Raw genomic sequence first — 18796 nt, 5'->3', positions numbered from 1 at the left:
TATGGGGAAATCGGGAAGATATGAATGAAAAAAGCACCTCCAATCGGAAGTGCTAGCGAGCGCTAAACAGTTTTTTAATTTTCGAGAAAAAGCCTTTTTGTTCTTCATCATCGAGCGACATGAGCGGCACTGATTCGCCGAGAAGGCGCCGAGCGATGTTGCGATATGCTAATGAGGCTTTGCTATTCGGATCGAGAACAATCGGCTCACCATTGTTTGACGCTTTAATAACGTGTTCGTCATCAACAATAATGCCAAGTAAATCGATAGATAAGTGCATGACAATTTCATCAATATCTAACATATCGTGATTTTTTAACATATGGCTACGAATGCGATTAATAATTAAACGCGGGCGTCTCATATGCTCTTCTTTTTCAAGCAGACCGATAATTCGGTCGGCATCGCGAACAGCCGAAATGTCTGGCGTCGTCACAACAATCGCTTCATCCGCTCCTGCAACAGCATTTTTATATCCTTGCTCAATACCCGCAGGACAATCTATTAAAATATAATCGTAATCTTGTCTTAAATCGTCAATGAGCTGTTTCATTTGTTCTGGCGTAACTGCAGACTTGTCGCTCGTTTGGGCAGCTGGTAATAAATATAGACGATCTTCAAACCGCTTATCCTTCACGAGCGCTTTTTGAACGGTGCAACGTCCTTCGATGACGTCGACAAGATCATAAATGATGCGATTTTCTAACCCCATAATGACGTCAAGATTGCGCAAACCGATATCGGTGTCAACGAGACAGACACGCTTCCCTAACAGTGCTAGCGCCGTTCCAAGATTTGCTGTCGTTGTCGTTTTGCCAACGCCACCTTTGCCAGAAGTAATAACAATCGCTTCTCCCACTGTCAAAAACTCCCTTCTAACCGAGTTAAATGCGGACGTAAATGCATTAATAGTTGGAGTCGATCGACAACAATTTGATCATGTTCGTCAATATAAGCGCACTCCATTTCATTTCCTTCATCGGTACGATAGTCTGGTGCTCGGTTCATCACATCGCTAATGCGCAACTGTGTTGGCTTCATGACTGAAGCAGCAATGATCGCTTGACGATTTCCATCATACCCTGCATGAGCAATGCCTCGCAACGCCCCTAATATAAAAATATTTCCTGTCGCAATGACGGTTCCGCCGGGATTCACATCACCGATTAAAAGCAAGTCCCCATCGATATGTAGCACTTGTCCAGAACGAACGATTTTCGCAACAGACACAATTTCATTTTTCTTTTTCCACTCCAACGCCTCTTGTTTCGTCATGACATTGCTTACAATCGAGTGAACAATTAAATTTTTTTTCATTCGAATGACATCGCGCAATCTTTCTTCTTGTTCACGCGTCAAATATCGGTTGCCAACATGCACGTGCACCGCAACAAGCGGACCTTCCTCGTCCCGAGTTGTTCCCGTCAACAATTCATTCACTTGTTCTAATAGTTCGTCATAGGCGCACGTATCATCAAGTTGCAACGTCAACCCTTCTTTCGTCCCTTTCATCGACACATATGCTTTTTTCTCCTTGCCAGCCACGACTTTCACCTCAATAAATATTTCTCCGCATTTTTTTTATATTCCTTCACACTGGCGACGATTCATCCCGCTTCTCATGCCACTTTAACAACGTTTGCTTTAGCGGATAGGCGATGATCAAAATGACAATTGTATGAATAAATAACGTTGGCAAAAAGCGTGCCTGAAAAAACGTTTGAACAGACATGGTCGTTCCACCAATAACGAGTTGTATGGCGTATGCGTACCACTCCACACATGCGATCGCCACAATGGCAAAAAAAGAAGCTGTCCATGCGTTTTTATGCAAAACGTTCATCGCTTTTGCAATTAAATAAGCAATGAGCGAGAAGGCAAAGGTATAAGCACCTAATAGTTCCGTATATGCTACATCATATAATAGACCGAAGATGAATCCGTACGTCATTCCTTCTGTTTGTCCGATAAAAATCGTAATAAACACGATTAAAACAAGCAATATACGCGGCACGAGCAAATAAACATCAAATAATGGCTGTGAAAGCAATTGAACAATAATGCTTTCTAATAAAAACATAACGGTCACAAGGGAAGGAAGAAACAAGCGGCTCATTGTCCTTCCTCCTCTTGCGACATTTCAATTTTTCGTTTCACGATTATTACGTCATCAATGTCATAAAAATTCGCTGCTGGCTTGATGTAGGCAATTTGGGTAAGACCGTACTCATCCGCAACGACTTCTTCAACTTCTCCGATAAACAATCCTTTTGGAAAAATCCCACCAAGTCCTGATGTAAATACACGCTGGCCTTTTTCTATTTTCGCATCATATGGAATGCGCTTTAGCAGCAATGCTTCCCTTTCTTCATCGTATCCTTCTATTAAACCGAATACGTTTTCATCTCCTTGGATAAACGCGGAAATGCGGTTTTGTCGATCTTTTGCGCTCAGCAGTTGCACCGTTGCGCTAAATGGCGATACGCTGCGCACTTTGCCAATTAATCCTTGTGGCGTAATGACAGCCATATTTTTTTGAACCCCATGCTGCGACCCTTTATTAACAATTAACGTTTCTTCCCAACGATCTGGATTGCGCCCAATGACTGTCGCTTGAATAGCGACAAAATCACGTAAACTTTCTTTTTTATTCAAAAGCTCACGCAAACGTTCGTTTTCTTTTTTTAGCGACTCCACTTCTGATTGCAAAAGAACGTATTGCTCTAAATGTTCTTTTAAACGCTTGTTTTCTTCGTATGTATGGCGCAAATCATTCACATTTTCAAAGAAGCCCGCAACAAACTGTGCGGGCTTATGCACGATCGATTGCATAAAAACAACGGTGTCTTTCACGAATTTTTCCATCCAACTTAATTCGTTTCGCTCTTTCAATGAAAAGCCGATCAAGGCAACGAGAACCATGATGCTGACAAGCAATATAATGAGCCGTTTATTTAAGAAAAACTTCGGCATGAGAACACCTTCTTACACATTAGCGATGGTCTCGCGCTTTATTTTTAAATAAATGAATATGATCAAGCGCTTTTCCTGTACCGATTGCGACGCAATCAAGCGGATTTTCAGCAATAATGACTGGCATGTTCGTTTCTTGGCTAATGACTTTATCTAAATTCCGTAACAACGCTCCTCCACCGGTCAAAACGATTCCGCGATCCATAATGTCGGCAGCAAGCTCCGGCGGCGTTTTTTCTAGCGTATTTTTCACGGAATCAACAATCGCATATACGGTATCACGCAACGCTTCAGCAATTTCTTCCGCATGAATTTCAATCGTTTTTGGCAAGCCAGTTAATAAGTCACGACCGCGAATTTCCATGCTTCCGATTCCTTCTGGATTTCCTGCTGAACCAATTTCAACTTTAATTGCTTCCGCTGTACGCTCTCCGATCATTAAGTTGTACGTTTTGCGAATATATTGGATAATTGCTTCATCCATTTCATCACCAGCAACGCGAATCGACTGGCTTGTCACAATGCCACCTAAAGAAATAACAGCGACTTCCGTTGTGCCACCCCCGATGTCGACGACCATGCTTCCTGTCGGTTCCCATACAGGTAAGTTTGCTCCGATTGCCGCTGCAAACGGTTCTTCGATCGTATAAGCATCGCGAGCCCCTGCTTGTCTCGTTGCGTCGATGACTGCGCGCTCTTCTACTGCCGTAATTCCTGACGGTACGCACACCATGACGTATGGCTTTCCAGCAAACAGTCCGCTATTTTTTGTTGCTTGTCTAATGTAGTATTTCATCATAATGGCTGTCGTTTCGTAATCTGCAATGACCCCATCCTTCATCGGACGAAGTGCAACAACATTTCCTGGCGTACGTCCAATCATTTGTTTTGCTTCATTTCCAACCGCTACAATTTGTTTCGTATCTTTTTGAAGCGCGACGACAGAAGGTTCGCGCAAAACAATTCCTTTTCCTTTGACATATACAAGCGTATTTGCAGTGCCCAAATCTATTCCGAGATCTCTTGATCCAATGCCAAACATATTCGTATCTTCCTTTCTGAAACAAAATACTTTCAAAAACTCATGACATTTATTATAACGTAATTGCAGTGAAAAGAGAATGATTTACACATATCCTTTTTCTTTTAAGCTTACATATGTTTTGTCGCCAATAATCAAATGGTCAAGCAACTCAATGCCGACGAGACGACCGCACTCCACGAGCCTGCGCGTCACTTCAATATCTTCACGGCTCGGTGTTGGGTCTCCTGACGGATGATTGTGAATACAAATAATGGACGCTGCCGAGCGTTTAATTGCTTCTTTATACACTTCGCGCGGATGGACAATTGATGCATTTAAACTACCGATAAATACAGTCTTTTTATGCATCACTTGGTTTTTCGTATTTAAATATAACACAACGAAGTGCTCTTGGCTCAAAAAACGCATGTCTTCCATGACGTATCGTGCACCGTCTTCTGGAGAACGAATGACGTAACGCTCGTCATATTGAAGTTGATGCACACGCCGGCCGAGTTCAAGTGCTGCAATAATTTGAATTGCTTTTGTTTTTCCAATGCCTTTAATGCTTGTCATTTCTTCAATGGTCGCATCTTTTAACTGACGAAGTCCTTCAAAATGGGTGAGTAAATGTTGTGCGAGCGTGAGAACGGAATATTGTTTCGTCCCCGTGCGAAGCAAAATAGCTAACAATTCTTGATTTGATAAGCTTTGCGGTCCTTCAGAAAGCAAGCGTTCACGCGGGCGTTCATCGGGCGGAACATGACGAATAAGCATACGTTCCCCCCTCTATTTTAACCTTTTTTTAACGAAATGGGTAAAATCCGAATTTTTTTAATTCGCGAGCGAGTTTCGCGATCGGCAAACCAACAACAGAAAAATAGTCACCGTCAATTTTTTGAACAAAAAGTGCTCCGCGCTGTTGAATGCCGTACGCGCCCGCTTTATCGAGCGGCTCTTTTGTCGCAATATACGCCCAAATGTCTTCATCTGAAAGCGGCCAAAATGTAACGTTCGTTTTTTCAGCAAATGTGACGCATTCTTTTTTCGCACAAATCGCTACCCCTGTCCACACTTCATGTGTCGTTCCTGATAAACGTTTTAACATCCGAAAGGCGTCTTGTTCACTTGTTGGCTTTCCAAGCACTTCTCCTTCACATACGACAATCGTATCAGCACCGATGACGCACGCATCACTTGCTTGTTGCCATACCGCATTTGCTTTTTTATACGCGAGCTGTTGTACAATTTCATTTGGGGATAAGTTCGCATCAAATGATTCATCGACATCGCTGACGAGGATGTCAAACGGAAGTCCAAGCATACGAAGAAGTTGTTTGCGACGAGGAGAACTAGAAGCTAACACAAGTTGCATCGTCATCACCTTTCTGTCATGAGCGTTTGTTTCAAGGAAGATACACTTGTATCGTACCAAATTTATACACAATATACAACGGTTCGACAAAGAAAAAAAGAAGCAAATCGCTTCTTATTGTAAAACGTTTAATATATATTGTTGTGCTTTCCATAGTTGTGCGTCATCGTTTGTTTGTTGAAAAGTTTGAAGCGCTTCATACGCTTTTTTCATATGTTCGTTATGAAACGAATACGACTGTAGCTGTTTCCACTGTTCATTAACAAGTTGTTGCCCAGCTAGCAACTTGCTAATAAAAGAAACGATCGTAAAAAACGCTTCTTTTTCTTTTTCATCGATGGATACATTCCACGGTTTTACGTATGTGTCAATTCCGAGTGGATCATATAAGCTCGCTATTTTTTTTGCCTCTTCTTTTGTTAATGCCATCCCTAAAAACACGTAAACACGATTTTCCCCAACCGTAACACTCGGGCGTTGTTGACCTTTTATTTTTTGCACATACGCATTTGCCGCTTGGCTATCTTGAAACACCCCCCCTTGAACAACAAAAACGGTTTCTGTTCTTTGGGCAATCGGTGCTTCTTCCTTTTGTTCTTGCTGGAACGTCTCTGTTGCTGGTGTTTTTTCGATTGTCGGGATGATCGTTAATACAAGTAAGCCGAAGCTTGTCCCAAGAACGACCGCTAAAGCGATCGCTAATACAAAGGAGCGCCAAGGTGATCGTTTCGTATATCGTTTACTCATTTCAAATGATATGAACTCATCTTGTTTTTCATTTTGTTCATTACTTTCCTCGTTCGACCATTGGGGCAATGTATTCGTCACTGACGTGTATGGTTGCTCTTTTCCGTTCACTTTAATAACGATCGCTTTTTTCGCTGGCTTGTCCATTTTTTTCCCTCCCGCTGCCATCTTCGATCATCGTAACATAAAAAAAGAAAAAAAAAACGAGACATTTGTCGTCTCGTCGTGGAAGGTTTTCGTCAAATTTCGCACTATCGCTCTTGAATATCATTTACCGACAATTGGTCAACTGGTATGCCGTTTTCTTGACAAATTTGCTTCGTTTCCCCTTTTAAACAAACGGCATATGTGATCGTACCGTCACTTTGTTTTGTCACAATGACATACGAATCATCATTTGGTGGCAAACGTTTTGATGTGTATGGATCCATAATTTCTTCAAGAACCCCATCATCAACTAATTGCTTGTACGTCAACGTTTCACTTTCATTTGGCGTTAAAAATTCTACTTTTTGCGCACCAACATGAAGCCGTGCCGCTTCATAGAGCGTATACGCTGTCGCAACAAACGCTCGATCACGCGACTTTTTAATGACCTCAACGACAGACACTGTCGCAATCATGACTAAAATACTTAAAATGACGATGACAGCTAACAGTTCGATTAGCGTCATTCCCCGTTCATCTTGCATCCGACCGACCCCTTTATTGTTCCGTTAATGAAGGAAACGGATTTCGCTTTTCGCTCGGTTGCGGTAAATCAAGCGGTGGCAATTGCTCAATCCATTGGCGCAATTCTGGCGCATAAAACGTTGAAACGGTAAGGGAATAAGACATTTCTGGCACTTCATCCATGACTGTCGTCCATTCTTCATATCCTGTAAACGATAATGAATCAACTGAAAAGATGCGCTTTGATCGCTCTAACACATCAATAAATTGTTCGAGTGCAAAATAGGAAGGAGAACGAACAGATAGACTGACTGTCAATTTTTGAATCGGCGTTGGAGGTCCCTCAACGTTTTCTCCTTCTTGAAACGAAAGCGATAATACCTCACTATTTGAGACGACTTCTGCTTTTTCAATGTCTAATAAAAATTGTTCAACAAACGGTTGAACAGGAATACGTTTTTGTAGTTCGACGATGCTCGTGCGCAATTCGCCCGACGTTTGTTTACTTTGTAACGTTTGTAACAACTTTTTTTCCATTTGTAATTCTGTTTGTAATTGCTCTCTGCGATCATCGAGCGGTTTATATACATACATATAAAGGACAAATGATAGTAACAAAAACAACAAGAGAGAGACCGCCACAATAAGTCCTTTTCTCATTTTCCCCCTCCTTGTTGCTGTTTTTTCCATTCTTCCATATTGAGTTGAACAGAAAATTGTCCAATATATCGCGGCATTGTTCCTTCTTCTTCTGCCTTTCCTTCTGTTGCAGTTAAGCTTGTCAGTTTCACATCAGCGATAAACGATGCATCTTTTAACGCTTGTAAATAGGCGGCGCTTTCACGTGTTGTATCAAATTGAGCTGTCAATTGAATGGCACCATCACGGGCATATGAAACGTTCATTAAAAAGCCGCGCTCAGGCAACCGTTCAATGAATTCATGCAACAGCGCGACCGTATGAATCGGATATTGTTCCGCCCATTGAATCGCTTCTTGTAATTGAACTCCGACAGATGCGTTCGTTGCTGTTTTTTGTTTTTCTTCTTCAGCGATGCGCAACGCTTTCGTTTGATCGAGCTCCGTTTTCAATTGCTCAATTTGCTGCTCCATGCGCTGTACAACGAAATAAAATGTTGTTGCACTAACAATGAATAAGACCGCCACCACAATTGATAAAAGCGGGATGAAGCGCGATTTCCGTTCTCGTTTTGGGAGTAAGTTAATTTCTACTAACATGTGCATTACCCTCTTTTAATCCGAGTCCAATTGGTAAGTAGTAAGCAGGGTCGATCGAAAGCGGCAACGTTAACGTTTCCACCGCCACATCAAGACGCTCTTGTAACAAAAGGGAAAATGTATAAACGAGCGGATGATCGCCAGTTATAACGATGCGCGTAATTTGCGCCTCGCCTTTTTGCAGTGAAAAACGATAAAAGTTCATGACGCGCTCTAACTCTTTGTATACATCTTCAAGCTGAAGCTCGGGTTGTCCTTCTTTTAACCACTTCCATCCTTCATTCGTTTTCTCCCAATATGTCCATTGGGAATCAAATGCTAGCTGACGAGTAAATATCGGACGATGCTGATGAAAGACGCTGACATTTAACGACGATAAATCAAATTGAACAAATAAAAAGTGATCGATGTCGTTCGCTAAATTAAACGTGTAAAATAAGCGATATAAACTAAGCGGAGAAATATCTGCCACAATCGGTTTTAACTTAACTGCTTCAAACAGCTCCGCATATTGCATGACGTTCGTTTCTGGAGCTGCGAACAATAAAACGTGAAGCGCTTCTTTCGTTTTTTCAAGCACCGCATAGTCAAATACAGCATCTTCAAACGGAAGTGGAATGGTCGCACCAATTTCCATAAATAAATAACTGCGTATATCTTCATGCTCGATTTCTTTCGGTAATGGAATTTTACGAATGACGATAAGCGGATCAGGAACAAGAAAGCGGATGCGGCGATGCTTCATTTTCCATGTGCTGACACATTGCTCCATAATGTGAGCGAGTTGCTCTCCATCGGCAATTTTCCCGTCTCGTACAATTCCTTCTGGAAGCGGCCATTCCTCGCATGTATGCAATATGAGCGGTTGTTGTTGTTTCAACTCGACATAGCGAATGACGTGATCTTTTATGACAATGTTGCCCACTTTATTTTTCATCGAAAAAAGCCGCATAGTTTGCTCTCCTTACATCATAACCTTTACATACGTATCGATCATCGCTTCCCCAAAAAAATAAGCAATAAGCGTTCCAACGGCAATCGCTGGTCCAAATGGCATCGGTTCGCCACGCTTCACACGCCCTATTGCCATGCCAATCAGACCAAACATCGTTCCAACGAGCGTCGATAAAAAGAACGCTAAAATCGTCAGTTTTACTCCAAGCGCCAAACCGATCACCGCAAACAGTTTAATATCTCCACCGCCCATTCCACCTTTACTAACGAGCGCAATAATAAATAACATTATAAACCCAACAAAACTGCCGAGCAAACTATCCCACCAAGGAGTAAGCGGCACAAGCCATATGCGCTCAATGAAAAGAAGCGGAGCGAAAAATAATAAAACACGATTTGGAATAATCATATAATGCACATCAGAAACGAAAATAATAACGAACAGAGAAATGAGCGTCCAACTAACGGCTACTTCCGCTGACCAACCGACAAGAAATGGGGCGAGCGTAAACAATATAGCCGTGGACAGCTCAACGAACGGATAAACAAAGGAAATGCGCGCACAACACGCGCGACATTTCCCTTTTTGCAACATATACGAAACGACCGGAATTAACTCTAACGCTGTCAACGTTCGCTTACAAGATGGACAATGCGAACGCGGCGCAACAATCGACTCCCCTTTCGGCACCCTTAACCCAACAACATTATAAAACGAGCCGAGAAGAAGACCGAGGAGGAAGGAAATAAAAAACAACATATGCGATCACTCTAATTGTAAATTTCAATTTCTTTATTTATTCTTAATGATTATTTATTGCTGTGGCTGCTGTTGTTGCTGAATTGCGTTTACTGCATCACGTTTTAAGTCTTTTTCTTCTACAGCAACTCCACCTGTTCCGAATACACCACGTGAGCTATTAATTAGTTTTGCATAATATTTTAATTTGGTGTCTTCATTTTTTATAAGTACATAAGAATACGCTGCTTTTGGATCTTCAGATTGATTGGTAATTGGTTTGCCATCATATTGATCAGGTCCTTTTTTATATGTTCCAGCATCCCCGTCTGGATCTTTTACTGTCTCTAAATAGCCCTTGTTTTCTAAATAAGCGAGTGGAAGAACTGTATATTTACTATTAGCCGGAATCAAATCTTTATCCGCCGTTACAGCAATTTTTGCTGCGTTAATCATTTGTTGTGCGTTTGCTACGTGCGCATCTTTTTTCGAGTTGTCGATTAATCCCCCAATGCTCGGAATCGCAATAGCGGCAATAATTCCTAAAATAACGATAACTGCTAACAACTCAATTAATGTTAAACCTTTTTCGTTGCGAATCAATTTCTTTAACATAATTCCTCTCCTTTGCATTTTTTTGTTTCCTTTAATTATTTTACACGATCAACTATCTAGTTGAAAAGTACTAGTTTTATTGTTGAATATGATTAAATATATCAAACATCGGTACTAAAATAGATGTGACGATCGTCCCGACAACGCCGGCAAGCAAGACGATCATAAGCGGTTCAATAAGCGATTTTAAACGATCGGTAGCCGCTTCGACTTCCGCTTCGTAAAAGTCAGCCACTTTCGCAAGCATCGCATCTAATGAACCTGTTTGTTCTCCAATCGCAATCATTTGCGTCACAAGCGGAGGAAATGCCCAATGTCGCTTCATTGGTTCTGTTAACGATTCTCCGCGCTCAAGCGCATCACGCGATGTACGAATGACGCGAGCGACGACTTCATTTTCAACGACCGCTTCAACAATCGCCAGCGCTTGTAAAATCGGAACAGCGCTTGAAAAAAGGGAACTTAATGTGCGCGTCATGCGAGCAAGTACTGCTTTTTGCATCATGCTCCCAAAAATCGGCATGCGCAACACAATGACATCTAAATAATATTTCGTCACTTTTTGTCTTTTTAATAAAAAAAGTAATCCGTATAGGCTAAACATGAGTAAAATAACGCCCCACCAGTACGTTTGCATCACTTCACTTGCACGTAGCACAAACTTTGTGATCGCTGGCAACTCCGCCCCGAAATCCGCAAACATCGAAACAAATGTCGGAACAACACTAACAAGCAAAAAGATGACAACGATGACCGCAATGATTCCAACAACAACAGGATACGCCAAAGCGGAAACAATTTTTTGCCTTGTACGATGCACTTTTTCAAAATGATCGGCAAGCCTCTCAAGCGTTTCTTCCATACTTCCGCTCGCTTCCCCAGCCCGAATCATATTAATGACGAGCGGAGGAAAAATATTTGGGTGATCGGTCATCGCTGTAGATAACGGTTGACCGCTCCTTAATTGTTCTTCAATGTGAACAAGCGCTTTTTTTAACGCTTTGCTTTCCGTTTGTTCCGCTAAAATGCGAGTGGCGTCGACAATCGTTACTCCTGCCTTTAAAAGCGTTGCAAATTGACGCAAATAAATGACGAAATGCTGCAGCTTCACAGGGTTGCCGAACGTAATTTCTTTCGTTAATAACGTCTGCGGCATTTCACGAACATCAATGACTTTTAATCGTTGTTCGCGCAGTTTCATCATGACATCTCGGCGCGATGAAGCAACAATCGTTCCTTTTTTCACTCGCCCGCGCACGTCGCGCGCTTCATAGCGAAATTGCGCCATGTTTATCATCCTTTCTGCAAGTACGGCTCGACCGATTCTTTTGCGATCAATCCTTGCTGCATAAGCTCTTTCATGCTTGCCTCAAGCGTATGCATACCAAGCGTACGATTCGTTTGCATGATGCTCGGAATTTGATGAATTTTCCCGTTGCGAATTAAATTCGCAACAGCTGCATTATTGATTAAAATTTCCGTCGCGGCAATTCGCCCGTTGTTTTGGGCGCGCGGGAATAATCGTTGCGAAATGATCGCAACTAAAACGGTCGCTAATTGAATGCGAATTTGTGCTTGCTGTTCTGGTTGAAACACGTCAATAATTCGATCAATCGTTGCGGGCGCACTCGACGTATGAAGTGTACCGAATACGAGATGTCCTGTTTCTGCGGCGGTAATGGCTGTTTGAATCGTTTCTAAATCGCGCATTTCGCCGACTAAAATGACGTCCGGATCTTGCCGAAGTGCTGCCCGCAAACCGTTTGCGAAATTGTTCGTATCGGTCCCAACTTCGCGTTGATCAATGACACATCCTCCGTGTTTATGCACATATTCAATCGGATCTTCAAGCGTAATAATATGTTTACGCATCGTTTTATTCATATAGTCAATCATTGCGGCTAACGTCGTCGACTTTCCGCTTCCCGTTGGTCCTGTTACGAGAATGAGTCCTTGAGGTTTTGTCACTAACTTTTTCAATACATCTGGCAGTTGCAATTCGTCAAGCGTCGGAATTTTTGTCGGCACAATGCGAATAGCAAGCGATATGCAACCACGCTGTTTAAACACGTTTACACGAAAGCGTGAAACGCCCGCGAGGCTATACGACAAATCTAGCTCCCCGTTTTCTTCAAAATAAGACCACATCTTTTCTGGAACGATCGCTTTTGCCATTTGTTCCGTATCAGTTGGTGACAATACGTCTTGCCCATATCGCTTCAAATCCCCATTAATACGAAAAATAGGAGGAATACCGACCGTCAAATGAATATCAGATGCTTTTAACTCAAATGCAGCACGCAACATCGCATCTACTTTTTGTTTCATCTTCATCACCCTAGACAATACTTACGCGCAACACTTCTTCTGTTGTCGTCAGCCCTTGCTTTACTTTTAATAGACCATCATCAATTAGAAAAATCATTTTATTTTTTATTGCGATTTCACGTAATTTCGAAAGCGGTTCCCCATTTAAAATGACTTTTCTCATGTCATCAGACATGACCATTAACTCATGTAGCGCAATACGTCCTTTATATCCTGTCATATTGCACGTCGGACAGCCTCGACCGCGCATCACTTTTTCAATTTTCAAACCACGACGAGAGAAAATTTCGATTTCTCGCTTCGTCGGTTCGTGTTCTGCTTGACAATCGCGGCAAACACGACGAACGAGACGTTGTGAAACCACTCCTGAAAGTGATGTTGCAACTAAAAACGGCTCGACGCCCATATCAATTAAACGAGCCACGGTGCTTAATGCGTCGTTTGTGTGCAACGTACTTAACACAAGATGCCCCGTTAAAGATGCACGAATCGCGACTTCCGCCGTTTCGCGATCACGAATCTCCCCGACCATAATAATGTTCGGGTCTTGCCGTAAAATAGAGCGCAACCCTTCTGCAAATGTCATCCCGACATTTGGATTCACTTGAATTTGGTTAACCCCTTCAAGCTGATATTCGACAGGGTCTTCAATTGTAATAATGTTCACATGTTCACCGTTTAACCGATTTAACGCTGCATAAAGTGTCGATGATTTTCCTGAACCCGTCGGTCCCGTAATTAACACGATGCCCGTCGGCTGTTCAATGAGCTGAATAAACCGTTGCAAGTTGACTTTATTAAATCCCAGTTTATTTAAATCATTCAATGCCGCACCTAAATCAAGCACGCGCATAACAATTTTTTCGCCGTAAATTGTCGGCAACGTCGATACACGCAAATCAATCGGATGAAAATCAATATTCATTTTAATACGCCCATCTTGTGGAACGCGATGTTCTGTAATATCCATATTGGCTAAAATTTTTATACGTGCTGTTAACATCCCTTGCATATGTTTCGGCAACGCTCGTTCTGTACGTAAAATCCCGTCAATTCGGTAACGAATGACAACTTTCGTCTCCTGTGGGTCGATATGAATATCGCTTGCTCGCTGTTCTACTGCCATTTGTAAAATTTGATTAACGAGCCGAACAATCGGTGAATCCTCTTCAATCAGCTTCTCCTGTTCGCGAGGCTCTTGTACCGGCGCAATGTTTAAAAATTCTTCAACCGAATCATCAATATCGTAATACTTATTAATTGCCCGTAAAATATCGTCTTTTGATGCAATCGCCACCTCAATATGAAAACCGGTCGATAGACGCAAATCGTCAATTGCAAAAAAGTCCATCGGGTCTGCCATGGCGACAAATAGCCGATCCCCTTCTTGCTTTAAAGGAATGAGCATATTACGTTTTGCAAATTCTTTCGGTACAAGGTTCGTTAGTTTCGGATCAATCGGATACCGATATAAACTGACGTGTGGGATGCCGAGTTGAAACTCTAATACTTCAATTAATTGTTGTTCGGTAATATAGCCGCGTTGCAATAACGCATCGCCTAATTTTTGCCCAGGCGCCTTTTCTTTTAACGTCTCTTCAAGCTGTTCTTTTGTAATAAGTCCTGCTTCAATTAACAAATCACCTAATCGTTTTCGTTCTTGCTTTTTCATGAGGTCCCACCCTCATTTCCCTTGATTTGCTCGTTTTCATTTCCCCATATATCGTCTTGCTCTGTTCCTTCGGTTGAAGGTGTTTCGCTTGGTGTTAATGATTCATTAGGTGCTGGTGATTCGTTTGGTGTTGGTGTCCCACTTGTCTCAGACCGTAATCCACGCACCTCGACGCGATGAATCGGTGGATAAAAATCTTCCGAAACGAGCACGGTCTCAACTAATGTGCGGTTTCGATCGTACACTTCTTTATATAAGCGAATAAGCATTCCTTTTTTTCCTTCTTCTTTTACCCGCTTTTCGTTCGGCTTCAGCAACGCACTATATTGCACAATTGTTTTCGGATCATAATACTCAATAGGATCTGTTTTTAATACGTATTGATATATAAATGGCGCACCGATCAAAGACGCTCGCATGTCATTCCCTTCGATCACTAACTCAAAAGTGTATGCTTGATCGTTTGGATTAAAGAAAATAAAATCTCTTTTGTCTTGTTCAACAGCTGCTTCAAATCCTGCCTTGACTCCGTTTGGCAATACGGTGCTCGTATGTCGTTCAACAATCTCAAAGTTCGTCGGTACAATCGCTTCATATAAAGCTGACGCAAATAACGTCATTGCTTCTTTTGATAAACTTATTCCTTGTTTTTTGAAAAAGTCCAAAACAGAAAATATTTGCTTCGGCTCAATAACAATTGTTGTTGTCGAAATTGTTCGAAGCTCTTCATGTAAAGGAATAACAGCTTGCGACAATATTGTTTGTTGTTGCATGTCTTCCCGAACATATTGAACAAGCGATAGTTGAGTGGATGTAAGTGAGGCAGCTGCTTGTTCCAATTGGGTTTTTACCTTTTCTATATCAATCCAGTCGTTTGATGCACCGATAGAAGAAATGGCATCTTGCAATGCTTTGGCATCAATAGAAACGAGGAGAGGGGCGTGCTTCCCGCTCACCGCTTGTTTTATGCTCTCCTCAATATGAAACGTAAAATGATTCGTTTGTACCGTTATCTCTTTTCCTTCTAGCATAAGCGTCATCGTTGCCGATTGCTTCCACTCGTTCACTTTTTGACTCATTTGTTCACGCGCTTCTTCATATGAACGATTAGATACGTCAATCGGTCCGATCATCGTTCCTTCGGCAAATTTGTCTCCGCTGACAAACGATTCGTACGCCCACGTTGCCAATTTTGTACTAGCAAGTAAATATGAAACGGTGACAAGTAACGTAAAAAATAGCTTGAATGAAACGATTTGGCGCACGGCATACGCCCCCTTACTCGACATTCATCGACAGTTCAATAACAACATCTGGTCCTTCTTCTTGCGCACGCATGACGTCTTCTTTCGTTAAAATTGTATCTTTCGAGATGAATATTTGACCGTTTGCATCCACAATATCTTTTAACACTCGTTTTCCTGTTAACATATCAATTTGTTTTCGACGCAACTCATCAAGTTCAGTTTCAACTGTTTTTGGAGCAATTTGTTCAATAAGGGGCTCTACTTGCGTCCCTTTTAGTGACAACAATTCACTCACGTCCGAAACAACTGTTTGCTGTGCATCTTCATGAACGATTAATAGCTCTTTTCCATACGTAATGACGTGATCAGCACGAACGACGCGACAGTCGTTTCCGATTTGCACTTCAATGCCTGTAATTTGTCCTGTTTCTTCATCTATATAAAATTCTGTTGCTTCTCCAAGCAGTTGACCTTTTCTTGTCATCACTTTTGCTTGTTTAATCGCAATTTTTTTATTGACAAGCTCATTCGCAATGGGAATAACGTTTAAGTCAAGAACAGCTCGTTCTTCTTCAACCGTTACCGCAAACTCCCCAATTCCGATCACATTTCGAAACGGAATTGCTTTCATACTAATTTCCCAATTTTCTTGGTCAACAATTAAAAAATCGACTGTTCCTTTTTCTGGATTTACAACAAGTGACTTTACTTGTCCAAGTTGAACTCCGTTTTGAATACTAATGACTGGAAGACCAATAACTTGTGTGCTACTTTTCATTTTTTCCACCCCATTTTTTGTTCAGCGTAATGTATCATATGTGTTAATTGTTGTTGAATCATTGGATAAGACCCATATTGAGCATACAATTGTTTTGCAAAAAGATGTAGCTTTTCATATTGTTTTGAAGCGACATAATGCTCCATTAATACATTTGCAAATGTATAATAATCTTGTTCGTGTAAGCGAGGATGTAAATGTTTATGAATAAGCTGTTCGTATTCCGCGTCCGATAACGACGGGCGCATCGCGTATAAAGAAGCAAGTAAATTTTTTAGCAAAGGTTTTGGAAGTATACGTAAAGGTTCATTTGTGTTTTCTCCCGCGGTTGTTTCCTTCTCGTCATATACGCTCTGGAACGTTTGTTCTTCATAAACAACCACTTCTTCAATTATCGGAATGTTTGTCCCTTCGTCTTGCTCGTGTAAAGCATGATCGATACTCGGAATAATATCCATTTCTTGCTCGCCAACTGTATGTACGACAAAACTCTGTAACGTCGTTTCGCTTTCATGTCGTTCGTTAGCCATTTGTTCGATCGGTTGTTCTACGATAGCGAGCGTTTCTATATCAAACCCTTCTTTTGTTTCACTCTCAAATGCTTCATCGCGTGACGTTTCATTACTTGTTTCGCTAAGCAAATCATCCCACCGTTCTTGCATGATAAACGCTTCGTCTACATCTATGTCATCGTTTTGTAACGGTTCAATGACATCGTCCATATCCGCGATCGGTTCAATCGTATCATTATATTCATCTTTTAACGGCTCGATCACAACGGGTTGCTCGACTTCCTGCCAATCACCCTCACTCCATTCGACATCTATGTCATCTACTTGTTGCAACTCATTTTTCGGATTTTCTTCCACTGCTTCTTTCCTAATAAGCGGCTGTTCATCCTTTCGCTCATCTTCTCCGTCATCTTCGACAATCAAATCGTGCTCATAAATGCGTGCATAAAATAAATGACCGAGCTTTTGTTCAAGTAAATATGTGCTAGCAATCACTAAAAGTAAAAGAAATAATGCCGCCTGCCAAAGTGGAAATTGCTCAAGTGCAACTATGCCAAAGACGCTTAATAAACAAGCTACTGTTAATAAAAGAGTAATCCCTTTTTTTGTCCATCCAAAAGGCAAACGCATATAGATGGGGATTAAGATGAGAAAAAAGATCGCAAAAAATAAATACGGCAAATCGCTCCCCCCATTCGCAAATGATACAACACCTAACTCTAACATATTGTATAATAAAGTTATGTATTTTAAAAGAAGGGGAAGGAAAATGTGTCAAAAGAAAATAAATATTTTTTATAACAAACGTGGCTTCACGTTAATTGAAGTACTATTGTCGATTGTTATCTTATCATTTGTAGTGAGCGGCATGTTCATGTTTTTCACTCATGCGATGACATACACAGCGTATAGCCAATCAAAAACCGTTGCCGTCAATATCGCTCGTGGGGTTATTCATTATATGGAACGTCTCGATTTCCAAACGATCAATGCCTATGTCCATGACCATATGACAGAACAAACACCGTTTATACGTTTCGATGCTTCGTCATGTTCCAATACATCGTTATTTCCTAATGAAGACGTATGTCAAGCTGTTTTTGCACCGACAGTTAACAACGTAACGTATGATGAAGAAGACGTACAAGCTTGGTTAATTCCATACGATCAAACGATATGGTCAAACATAAAAACAAACCCGCCAAACGAGTTTCCTAACTCTTTAAAACAAACGATTCAAAACGAGAAAGATATAAAAGAAAATGTAAGCAACTATTTACTTCGTTTATATGTTACCGTCCGTTTAAACAACGAAACAATCGTTTTAAAAGGGGTGATCGCCAATGAAAGTATTCGCTAATGAACAAGGACTAACACTTATTGAACTACTTGTCGGCTTAGCGATCACATCGATCATTGCCGCTTCTGCATATGGCGTATTTACAGCAGGAACGAAGGCGTATAAAAGGATTGGCATTGAAAGTCAATTGCGAAGTGAAGCAGATATATTGATGACAACGATTTTTAACGAACTATATGCCCTTGCGCCAGACGGTTTAAACAAAAATGAATCAAACGAGCATACATTGACGTTCGTCAATAACATAAAAAAGGAAATTGATACAAATACAGGTCTTGTCGAAGAAAAAGAAAAAGAAGGTCAAATGTTGCAAATCAAGATAGATGAAGCAACGGGAACATTACAAATAAATGATAAACAAATCACATCAAGTAATTTACGTATCGTTCCTGAACAATCAACGTTCACTTATACGTGCGTACAAGAACAAAAAAACGTATGTAAAAGCGGCGTCATTTCCATTCGTTTATCTGTTCAAGACAATGATCATCGCAACCCAAACGATCCGTTATATATTGAACCGTTTACATTGCAATCACAATTCGGGTTTTAAGGGGGGAGA

22 protein-coding genes are annotated in these 18796 nt (G+C 41.3%); 2 read left to right on the top strand and 20 right to left on the bottom strand.

Going from position 1 to position 18796, the window contains the following annotated elements; all coding sequences use genetic code 11:
• Window positions 1–52 precede the first annotated feature (52 nt).
• The 20 genes from minD to ACYQY7_RS00445 form a co-directional block, all read right to left on the bottom strand.
• Window positions 53–859, bottom strand: a complete 807-nt coding sequence (gene minD, locus ACYQY7_RS00540; RefSeq protein ID WP_099668867.1) for a septum site-determining protein MinD — start codon at window positions 857–859, stop codon at window positions 53–55.
• A 2-nt stretch (window positions 860–861) separates the two neighbouring features.
• Window positions 862–1554: a septum site-determining protein MinC gene (gene minC / locus ACYQY7_RS00535; protein WP_461200219.1), complete on the bottom strand. Its 693-nt coding sequence runs from the start codon at window positions 1552–1554 to the stop codon at window positions 862–864.
• A gap of 37 nt (window positions 1555–1591) precedes the next feature.
• Window positions 1592–2116, bottom strand: a complete 525-nt coding sequence (gene mreD / locus ACYQY7_RS00530) for a rod shape-determining protein MreD (protein ID WP_461200218.1) — start codon at window positions 2114–2116, stop codon at window positions 1592–1594.
• Window positions 2113–2973, bottom strand: a complete 861-nt coding sequence (mreC, locus tag ACYQY7_RS00525; protein WP_461200217.1) for a rod shape-determining protein MreC — start codon at window positions 2971–2973, stop codon at window positions 2113–2115. Before mreC ends, mreD begins: the two co-directional genes overlap by 4 nt.
• 19 nt (window positions 2974–2992) lie before the next feature.
• Window positions 2993–4015 (bottom strand): rod shape-determining protein, encoded by a 1023-nt coding sequence (locus ACYQY7_RS00520; protein WP_461200216.1) that lies wholly within the window; start codon window positions 4013–4015, stop codon window positions 2993–2995.
• Between the two features lie 84 nt (window positions 4016–4099).
• Complete coding sequence (radC, locus tag ACYQY7_RS00515; protein ID WP_461200215.1) at window positions 4100–4774, bottom strand: RadC family protein; 675 nt, start codon at window positions 4772–4774, stop codon at window positions 4100–4102.
• A gap of 28 nt (window positions 4775–4802) precedes the next feature.
• On the bottom strand, window positions 4803–5372 hold the full coding sequence (locus ACYQY7_RS00510; RefSeq protein WP_461200214.1) for a Maf family protein: 570 nt from the start codon (window positions 5370–5372) through the stop codon (window positions 4803–4805).
• A 114-nt stretch (window positions 5373–5486) separates the two neighbouring features.
• Window positions 5487–6266 (bottom strand): SPOR domain-containing protein, encoded by a 780-nt coding sequence (locus tag ACYQY7_RS00505; RefSeq protein ID WP_461200213.1) that lies wholly within the window; start codon window positions 6264–6266, stop codon window positions 5487–5489.
• Between the two features lie 104 nt (window positions 6267–6370).
• Entirely contained in the window at window positions 6371–6811 is a 441-nt protein-coding gene (locus tag ACYQY7_RS00500; RefSeq protein WP_461200212.1) for a type IV pilin protein, read from the bottom strand.
• Window positions 6812–6824: 13 nt separating this feature from the next.
• The gene (locus tag ACYQY7_RS00495) at window positions 6825–7451 is read right to left on the bottom strand and encodes a type 4a pilus biogenesis protein PilO (protein ID WP_461200211.1); all 627 of its coding nucleotides are present in this window, start codon (window positions 7449–7451) and stop codon (window positions 6825–6827) included.
• Complete coding sequence (locus tag ACYQY7_RS00490; RefSeq protein WP_461200210.1) at window positions 7448–8029, bottom strand: PilN domain-containing protein; 582 nt, start codon at window positions 8027–8029, stop codon at window positions 7448–7450. The genes ACYQY7_RS00495 and ACYQY7_RS00490 overlap by 4 nt, the downstream gene beginning before the upstream one ends.
• Entirely contained in the window at window positions 8013–8981 is a 969-nt protein-coding gene (pilM, locus tag ACYQY7_RS00485; protein WP_461200209.1) for a type IV pilus biogenesis protein PilM, read from the bottom strand. The genes ACYQY7_RS00490 and pilM overlap by 17 nt, the downstream gene beginning before the upstream one ends.
• Before the next feature lie 12 nt (window positions 8982–8993).
• Window positions 8994–9743, bottom strand: a complete 750-nt coding sequence (locus ACYQY7_RS00480) for a prepilin peptidase (protein WP_461200208.1) — start codon at window positions 9741–9743, stop codon at window positions 8994–8996.
• Window positions 9744–9797: 54 nt separating this feature from the next.
• Window positions 9798–10337 carry a prepilin-type N-terminal cleavage/methylation domain-containing protein gene (locus ACYQY7_RS00475; RefSeq protein WP_461200207.1) on the bottom strand — a complete coding sequence of 180 codons (540 nt, stop codon included), beginning with the start codon at window positions 10335–10337 and terminating at the stop codon, window positions 9798–9800.
• 76 nt (window positions 10338–10413) lie between these two features.
• Window positions 10414–11625, bottom strand: a complete 1212-nt coding sequence (locus ACYQY7_RS00470; RefSeq protein WP_461200206.1) for a type II secretion system F family protein — start codon at window positions 11623–11625, stop codon at window positions 10414–10416.
• Window positions 11626–11630: 5 nt separating this feature from the next.
• The gene (locus tag ACYQY7_RS00465) at window positions 11631–12665 is read right to left on the bottom strand and encodes a type IV pilus twitching motility protein PilT (protein WP_461200205.1); all 1035 of its coding nucleotides are present in this window, start codon (window positions 12663–12665) and stop codon (window positions 11631–11633) included.
• A 10-nt stretch (window positions 12666–12675) separates the two neighbouring features.
• Window positions 12676–14337, bottom strand: coding sequence for a GspE/PulE family protein (locus ACYQY7_RS00460; RefSeq protein WP_461200204.1), 1662 nt, complete (start codon window positions 14335–14337; stop codon window positions 12676–12678).
• Window positions 14334–15602 (bottom strand): VanW family protein, encoded by a 1269-nt coding sequence (locus tag ACYQY7_RS00455; RefSeq protein ID WP_461200203.1) that lies wholly within the window; start codon window positions 15600–15602, stop codon window positions 14334–14336. Before ACYQY7_RS00455 ends, ACYQY7_RS00460 begins: the two co-directional genes overlap by 4 nt.
• Before the next feature lie 13 nt (window positions 15603–15615).
• Window positions 15616–16362, bottom strand: a complete 747-nt coding sequence (locus ACYQY7_RS00450) for a PRC-barrel domain-containing protein (RefSeq protein WP_461200202.1) — start codon at window positions 16360–16362, stop codon at window positions 15616–15618.
• Window positions 16359–17555 carry a VIT1/CCC1 transporter family protein gene (locus ACYQY7_RS00445; RefSeq protein WP_461200201.1) on the bottom strand — a complete coding sequence of 399 codons (1197 nt, stop codon included), beginning with the start codon at window positions 17553–17555 and terminating at the stop codon, window positions 16359–16361. The genes ACYQY7_RS00450 and ACYQY7_RS00445 overlap by 4 nt, the downstream gene beginning before the upstream one ends.
• An 88-nt stretch (window positions 17556–17643) precedes the next feature.
• Here ACYQY7_RS00445 and ACYQY7_RS00440 point away from each other — a divergent pair, with 88 nt between their 5' ends.
• Window positions 17644–18234, top strand: coding sequence for a type IV pilus modification PilV family protein (locus ACYQY7_RS00440; protein ID WP_461200200.1), 591 nt, complete (start codon window positions 17644–17646; stop codon window positions 18232–18234).
• Window positions 18218–18787, top strand: coding sequence for a PulJ/GspJ family protein (locus tag ACYQY7_RS00435; protein ID WP_461200199.1), 570 nt, complete (start codon window positions 18218–18220; stop codon window positions 18785–18787). Before ACYQY7_RS00440 ends, ACYQY7_RS00435 begins: the two co-directional genes overlap by 17 nt.
• The last annotated feature ends 9 nt before the right edge of the window (window positions 18788–18796 follow it).

Source organism: Anoxybacillus sp. TBDG-1 (genome assembly GCF_054815885.1).
Note: the sequence above shows the minus strand (reverse complement) of the source record. Positions and strands in the feature narration are given on the sequence as shown.

Bases quoted from the DNA above. Each gene is read 5' to 3' on its own strand.
- ACYQY7_RS00475 (WP_461200207.1), bottom strand. From the start codon at position 10,337: ATGTTAAAGAAATTGATTCGCAACGAAAAAGGTTTAACATTAATTGAG.
- ACYQY7_RS00465 (WP_461200205.1), bottom strand. From the start codon at position 12,665: ATGAAACAAAAAGTAGATGCGATGTTGCGTGCTGCATTTGAGTTAAAA.
- ACYQY7_RS00470 (WP_461200206.1), bottom strand. From the start codon at position 11,625: ATGGCGCAATTTCGCTATGAAGCGCGCGACGTGCGCGGGCGAGTGAAA.
- ACYQY7_RS00435 (WP_461200199.1), top strand. From the start codon at position 18,218: ATGAAAGTATTCGCTAATGAACAAGGACTAACACTTATTGAACTACTT.
- ACYQY7_RS00480 (WP_461200208.1), bottom strand. From the start codon at position 9,743: ATGTTGTTTTTTATTTCCTTCCTCCTCGGTCTTCTTCTCGGCTCGTTT.
- radC (WP_461200215.1), bottom strand. From the start codon at position 4,774: ATGCTTATTCGTCATGTTCCGCCCGATGAACGCCCGCGTGAACGCTTG.
- ACYQY7_RS00460 (WP_461200204.1), bottom strand. From the start codon at position 14,337: ATGAAAAAGCAAGAACGAAAACGATTAGGTGATTTGTTAATTGAAGCA.
- ACYQY7_RS00505 (WP_461200213.1), bottom strand. From the start codon at position 6,266: ATGGACAAGCCAGCGAAAAAAGCGATCGTTATTAAAGTGAACGGAAAA.
- ACYQY7_RS00495 (WP_461200211.1), bottom strand. From the start codon at position 7,451: ATGAGAAAAGGACTTATTGTGGCGGTCTCTCTCTTGTTGTTTTTGTTA.
- ACYQY7_RS00450 (WP_461200202.1), bottom strand. From the start codon at position 16,362: ATGAAAAGTAGCACACAAGTTATTGGTCTTCCAGTCATTAGTATTCAA.
- ACYQY7_RS00440 (WP_461200200.1), top strand. From the start codon at position 17,644: ATGTGTCAAAAGAAAATAAATATTTTTTATAACAAACGTGGCTTCACG.
- mreD (WP_461200218.1), bottom strand. From the start codon at position 2,116: ATGAGCCGCTTGTTTCTTCCTTCCCTTGTGACCGTTATGTTTTTATTA.
- ACYQY7_RS00490 (WP_461200210.1), bottom strand. From the start codon at position 8,029: ATGTTAGTAGAAATTAACTTACTCCCAAAACGAGAACGGAAATCGCGC.
- ACYQY7_RS00510 (WP_461200214.1), bottom strand. From the start codon at position 5,372: ATGCAACTTGTGTTAGCTTCTAGTTCTCCTCGTCGCAAACAACTTCTT.
- ACYQY7_RS00500 (WP_461200212.1), bottom strand. From the start codon at position 6,811: ATGCAAGATGAACGGGGAATGACGCTAATCGAACTGTTAGCTGTCATC.
- mreC (WP_461200217.1), bottom strand. From the start codon at position 2,973: ATGCCGAAGTTTTTCTTAAATAAACGGCTCATTATATTGCTTGTCAGC.
- pilM (WP_461200209.1), bottom strand. From the start codon at position 8,981: ATGCGGCTTTTTTCGATGAAAAATAAAGTGGGCAACATTGTCATAAAA.
- ACYQY7_RS00520 (WP_461200216.1), bottom strand. From the start codon at position 4,015: ATGTTTGGCATTGGATCAAGAGATCTCGGAATAGATTTGGGCACTGCA.